Consider the following 5,690-nt stretch of genomic DNA (forward strand, 5'->3'; position numbering starts at 1 on the left):
CCCCTCACCCCACGCTTGACGGGCGCCCCACCGTCCCCGCCGGGCCGCCCGGAACCGGCCGGCCGTGGATCGTCGCGGCCCTCGCCGGTGTGGTCGCGACGGTGCTTGTCGTCGTGGTCGTGCTGGTCATCGTGTTGCGCGATGGCGAGGAGCCTGCGGCGCCGGTGACGCGGGAGACGCCGTCCCCGTCCCCGAGCACGGCGGAACCGGCGCGTTTCGCGACCGCGCCCTCCCCGTGCGGGCTCATCACCGCCGAGCAGGCGGGCGAGCTGGTCCGCACCTTCCACAACCACGCGGACGAACGCCCCGACTCGGACACGGGAGTGCCGCGCAAGGAGTGCGTCTGGCAGACCTCCGCGACCGCGGAGGGGGACGAGCGGCTCTGGCTCACGCTCCGCACCGCGGCGAGCACGGCGGCGGCCCGCGGGCTGCTGGCCGAGGAGCAGGCCGGCGCCATCGGGGAGACCACGGCGCTGCCCGACTTCGGCGCGGGGGCCTTCGCGGCGAACGGCTCGGACGGCGCCTCCCGGATCTACTTCGGCGTCGGCAACCTGGTGGCCGACATCCGGTACGTGAGCGGACGGGGCCGGCAGGACGAACTCGCCCTCCGGGCGGCGCGGTGGGCTCACACGTCCCTCGAACGCTCCTGAGCCGTTCCGCCGCCGGCTGTCGGCGGCGGTGAAATCCGGCGAGTGCCTTTCATGCCGTCACCCCCTGTCCGGCCTGGTCGGACGGCATCTTCCCCCGGCCGCCGTGGGACGCCGTGAAACACGTTGACGAGTCGAATCGCTTCGATCACCCTCCTGGGCAGCGGTGTCGCCGACCTGGAGGGCTTGTCCGATGCGAAGATCGTTCACGCGCGCGGCGGGGGCCGTCGCGGTCACCTTGGCGCTGGTCGCCGGGCCGGTCGTGGGGGTGGCGACCGCGTCCCCCAGCGCACCGGCCGCCGAGACCTACACCTGGCAGAACGTGCGGATCGACGGGGGCGGGTTCGTCCCCGGCATCGTCTTCAGCCGCAAGGAGCGGAACCTCGTCTACGCGCGCACGGACATCGGCGGGGCCTACAGATGGGACCAGCCCGGCCGGCAGTGGGTGCCGCTGCTGGACTGGGTCGGCTGGGACAAGTGGGGCTACAACGGCGTGGTCAGCCTCGCCGCCGACCCCGTGGACGCGGACCGTGTCTACGCGGCCGTCGGCATGTACACCAACGACTGGGACCCCAACAACGGCGCGGTGCTGCGCTCGTCCGACCGGGGCCGGACGTGGCGGACCGCGGAACTGCCGTTCAAGCTCGGCGGCAACATGCCGGGCCGCGGAATGGGCGAGCGGCTCGCGGTCGACCCCAATGACAACCGGGTGCTGTACCTGGGGACGCCCGAGGGCAACGGGCTGTGGCGGAGCACCGACCAGGGCGCGACCTGGGCGAAGGTGACCGGCTTCCCCAACCCGGGCGACTACGCCGACGACCCCGGTGACCCCAACGGCTACACCAGCCACCGGCCCGGCGTGGTCTGGGTGACGTTCGACGAGAGCGACGGGACGGCGGGCTCCCCCACCAGGACCATCTACGCCGGGGTCGCGGACAAGGAGAACACCGTCTACCGCAGCACCGACGCCGGGGCGACCTGGCAGCGGGTGCCCGGCCAGCCCACCGGATACATCGCGCACAAGGGCGTCCTGGACGCGGCCGACCACGTCCTTTACATCGCGACCAGCGACACGGCCGGCCCGTACGACGGCGCCAAGGGCGACGTGTGGAAGCTGGACACGAACTCAGGGGCGTGGACGCAGATCAGCCCCGTGCCGTCCAGCAGTTCCGACGCGTACTTCGGCTACAGCGGCCTGACGATCGACCGGCAGGACCCCGGCACGCTGATGGTCGCCACGCAGGTGTCCTGGTGGCCCGACATGATCATGTGGCGCAGCACCGACGCCGGGGCGACCTGGACGCGCATCTGGGACTGGACGAGCTACCCCGACCGGAGCTTCCGCTACACCCACGACATATCGGAGGTCCCCTGGCTGACGTTCGGGGCGAACCCGGCGCCGCCCGAGGTCGCCCCGAAGCTCGGCTGGATGAACGAGTCGGTGGAGATCGACCCGTTCGACTCGGACCGGCTGATGTACGGGACGGGCGCGACGATCTACGGCACCGAGGACCTCACGAAGTGGGACGCGGGCGGCCAGATCGGCATCCGGCCGATGGTGAAGGGCCTGGAGGAGACCGCCGTCCTGGACCTGGTCAGCCCGCCGTCCGGCGCGCCGCTGATCAGCGGACTCGGCGACATCGGCGGGTTCCGGCACACGAACCTCGGGTCGGTGCCGCAGACGATGTTCACCCAGCCCGTGTTCACCAGCACGACCAGCCTCGACTACGCCGAGGCGAACCCGGGCGTGGTCGTGCGGGCGGGCAACTTCACCGACGCCGACCGCCCGAACGACAGCCACGTGGCGTTCTCGACGGACGGTGGCGCGAACTGGTTCCAGGGCAGCGAACCCGGTGGCGTCAACAACGGCGGGACGGTGGCCGCCGCCGCGGACGGCAGCCGCTTCGTGTGGGCCCCCGGTGACAGCGGCCAGGCGGTCGTCCACTCGGTGGGGTTCGGGACGAGCTGGAGCCGGTCGTCCGGCGTGCCCGCCAACGCGATCGTGGAGTCCGACCGGGTGAACGCGAGCAAGTTCTACGCGGTGTCGGGCGGCCGCTTCTACGTCAGCACCGACGGGGGCGCCTCGTTCTCGGCGGCGGCGTCCGGGCTGCCGGCGAGCGGCGTCCACTTCAAGGCGGTGCCCGGCAAGGAGGGCGACATCTGGCTCGCGGGCGACACCGGCCTGTTCCATTCGACCGACTCCGGCGCGACCTTCACCAAGATGCCGGACATCTCCGACGCCGTGAACATCGGCTTCGGCAAGGCCGCCCCGGGCGCGAGCTACCAAACGCTCTACCTGATGGGGACGGTCGACGGCGTGACCGGGCTGTTCCGCTCGAACGACGCCGGGGCCACGTGGACGCGCATCAACGACGACCGGCACCAGTACGGCAACGCGGGCGAGGCCCTCACCGGCGATCCCCGCGTCTACGGCCGCGTGTACCTCGGCACGAACGGCCGCGGCGTCATCTACGGCGACACGTCCGACGCCACGCCGACGACCCCGCCGGCCACCCCGACCACGAGCCCACCCACTACTCCGCCGCCGTCCGGGGCGGTATGCACCGCCTCCTACGAGACGACGGGTTCGTGGCAGGGCGGATTCCAGGGTGAGGTCACCGTCCGCAACACCGGGACGGCCCCGCTCTCGGGATGGCAGGTCTCCTGGACGTTCGGCGGCGGCCAGACCGTCGCCCAGTCCTGGGGTGCCAAGGTGACGCAGCAGGGCACGGCGGTCACCGCGGCGAACGAGTCCTGGAACGGGACCCTGGCGGCCGGGGCCCGCACGACGTTCGGCTTCATCGGCTCCGGCTCGGCCGGGACGATCACCCCGGACTGCTCCGGCCGGTGACGGCGAGGGGCGGGCGGCCGGGCCCGCCCGCCCCTCGAAGACCCGCCCCGCGCACACCCCATGATGAACATGCGAATTTCAGGGGAAGGAAAGAGGACGGCCGCAGTCGTCCGAAGGGGAACCGGTGATGGCGAAGGAACCGCGACCGGAGATCGACACCAGCGCGCCGCAGTCGGCGCGGATCTGGGACTACTGGCTCGGCGGCAGGGAGAACTACCCCGTGGACCGCGAGGCCGGTGACGCCGTCCTGCGGGTGCTGCCCGGCATCGCCGACTCGGCCCAGCAGGACCGCGCCTTCCTCGGCCGCGCGGTGCGCTTCCTGGTGACGACGGGGATACGGCAGTTCCTGGACCTCGGGTCGGGCCTCCCCACGGTCGACAACACCCACGACGTCGCGCAGCGCATCGCGCCGTCGTCGCGGATCGTGTACGTCGACAACGACCCGCTGGTCCTCTCCCACGCCCGCGCCCTGCTGCACAGCACCCCGCAGGGGGCGTGCGACTACATCGAGGCCGACATCCGCGACACCGACGACGTCCTGGCCGGCGCGGCCCGCACGCTGGACTTCGAGCGCCCGGTCGGCCTGATGCTGCTCGGGGTCCTGAACCACATCCTGGACGACACCGAGGCCGAGGAACTCGTCCGGCGGCTGGTGCGCAGGCTCGTCCCGGGGAGCTACCTGGTCATCTCCCACACCTGCGACGCGACCACCGAGGAGCTGGACGGCGCGGCGATGCGGCGGGCGGTGCGGGAGGTCATGGACCGCGGCGGGACGCCCATCCGCGCCCGGTCCCCGGAACAGATCGAGAAGCTCTTCCTGGGGGCGCGGCTGGTCGAGCCGGGGGTCGTGTCGTGCTCGCGGTGGCGTCCCGACCCGAACCGGCCGCCGGACGCGGAGGTACCGCACTTCAGCGGCGTCGGCATCGTCACCGGCGACTCCTGACAGAATCGGGGCGTGGCGAAGAAGTGTCCCTGCGGAGCCGGGCCCCGGTACAAGGACTGCTGCGGACGGCTGCACCGCGGTGCGGCGCGGGCCGAGACCGCCGCGGAGCTGATGCGGTCGCGGTTCAGCGCGTTCGCCGAGCGGGACGAGGCGTACCTGCTGCGGAGCTGGCATCCCGCGACGCGGCCGGAGCGCGTCGGCTTCGATCCCGCGACCCGGTGGGTGCGGCTGGAGATCGTCCGGACGGATGACGGCGGCCCCGCGGACGACAAGGGCACCGTCGAGTTCCGCGCCCACTACCTGGACGGTTCGACACCCGGCGAACTGCACGAGGTCAGCCGGTTCGTCCGGCATGACGGCGACTGGGTGTACGTCCGCGGCAAGGTGACCTGACCGCGGAGCCCGTCACGCCCTTAGACGCCACGCGCAGCGCACGAGCAGGATCAGCAGCAGGGCAGGCGCGACGAAGACGGCCGCGCGCAGGGTGGTGAGGTCGGCGAGCGTGCCGAGGGCGAGCGGGGCGAGGCCGATCGCCACCCCCGACGCGAGCGCGCAGCGGGCGGCCGCCCGGACGGGCTGCGCCGGCCATGCGGCGAGCGACCGCGCCAGGATGACCGGGTAGAGCAGGGCGACGCCGAGCCCGGTCACCAGCAGCCCGGCGACCGCGACCGGCGCGGGCGCCGCCCACAGGACCGCGAATCCGGCGACACCGACGGCCGCCGCCGCGACGACCAGCCGGTCCGCCCCGCCCGCGGCCCGGACGACGGGGCCGGAGGCGATCCGTCCCACGGCCATGCCCAGCACGAACGCGGCCGAGAGCGTGGTGGCGGCGCCGGAGCCGAGGCCCTTGACCGAGCGGAGGAAGTCGGCGGCCCAGAAGACCATGCAGAACTCGACGGCGACGGCGAGCACCAGGTCGGACCACCGGCTCACGAATGCGCGCGGGGCCCGCTTCCCGGTGTCCGGCGGGACGTCCTCGCGCGCCACCGGCACCATGGCGCGCCGCGAGACCACCAGGAGCGCGGCCAGCGCCAGCGGCGGGACGGCGAACGCGAGCCGCCACCCGAGCCCGGCGGCGAGCGCCGCGCCGATGAGCAGCGGCGACAGGACGGACGCCGTGCTCGCCACCGCGTTCGCCTCGCCGATCGGGACCGCCCCGTCGCCGCCGTGCAGGGCCCGCAGCCCGGCCGGGACGAGCTGGACCAGCCCCGCGCCGCCCAGCCCTAGGACGAGCGCGCCGATCCCGGTC

General features: G+C 73.3%; 4 protein-coding genes and 1 pseudogene. 4 read left to right on the plus strand and 1 reads right to left on the minus strand.

Annotated elements, in window-relative coordinates; all coding sequences use genetic code 11:
• The 4 genes and pseudogenes from E1200_RS30665 to E1200_RS30680 form a co-directional block, all read left to right on the plus strand.
• Window positions 1–650, plus strand: a pseudogene (locus E1200_RS30665) (hypothetical protein); the annotation flags it as partial.
• 190 nt (window positions 651–840) lie between these two features.
• Complete coding sequence (locus tag E1200_RS30670; protein WP_131955694.1) at window positions 841–3,498, plus strand: cellulose binding domain-containing protein; 2,658 nt, start codon at window positions 841–843, stop codon at window positions 3,496–3,498.
• A gap of 127 nt (window positions 3,499–3,625) precedes the next feature.
• Window positions 3,626–4,441 (plus strand): SAM-dependent methyltransferase, encoded by an 816-nt coding sequence (locus E1200_RS30675; protein ID WP_131955696.1) that lies wholly within the window; start codon window positions 3,626–3,628, stop codon window positions 4,439–4,441.
• Window positions 4,442–4,453: 12 nt separating this feature from the next.
• A complete protein-coding gene (locus E1200_RS30680) occupies window positions 4,454–4,834 on the plus strand; it encodes a YchJ family metal-binding protein (protein WP_131955698.1) in 381 nt (126 codons plus the stop codon).
• A 12-nt stretch (window positions 4,835–4,846) separates the two neighbouring features.
• Here E1200_RS30680 and E1200_RS34145 read toward each other — a convergent pair.
• On the minus strand, window positions 4,847–5,690 hold an 844-nt coding region (locus tag E1200_RS34145), incomplete at its 5' end, for an MFS transporter (protein ID WP_165950530.1).

The sequence above is a fragment of the Actinomadura sp. GC306 genome (genome assembly GCF_004348665.1).
Classification (GTDB): domain Bacteria; phylum Actinomycetota; class Actinomycetes; order Streptosporangiales; family Streptosporangiaceae; genus Spirillospora.

Coding starts and splice junctions, on each gene's coding strand:
- E1200_RS30675 (WP_131955696.1), top strand. CDS start 3,626: ATGGCGAAGGAACCGCGACCGGAGATCGACACCAGCGCGCCGCAGTCG.
- E1200_RS30670 (WP_131955694.1), top strand. CDS start 841: ATGCGAAGATCGTTCACGCGCGCGGCGGGGGCCGTCGCGGTCACCTTG.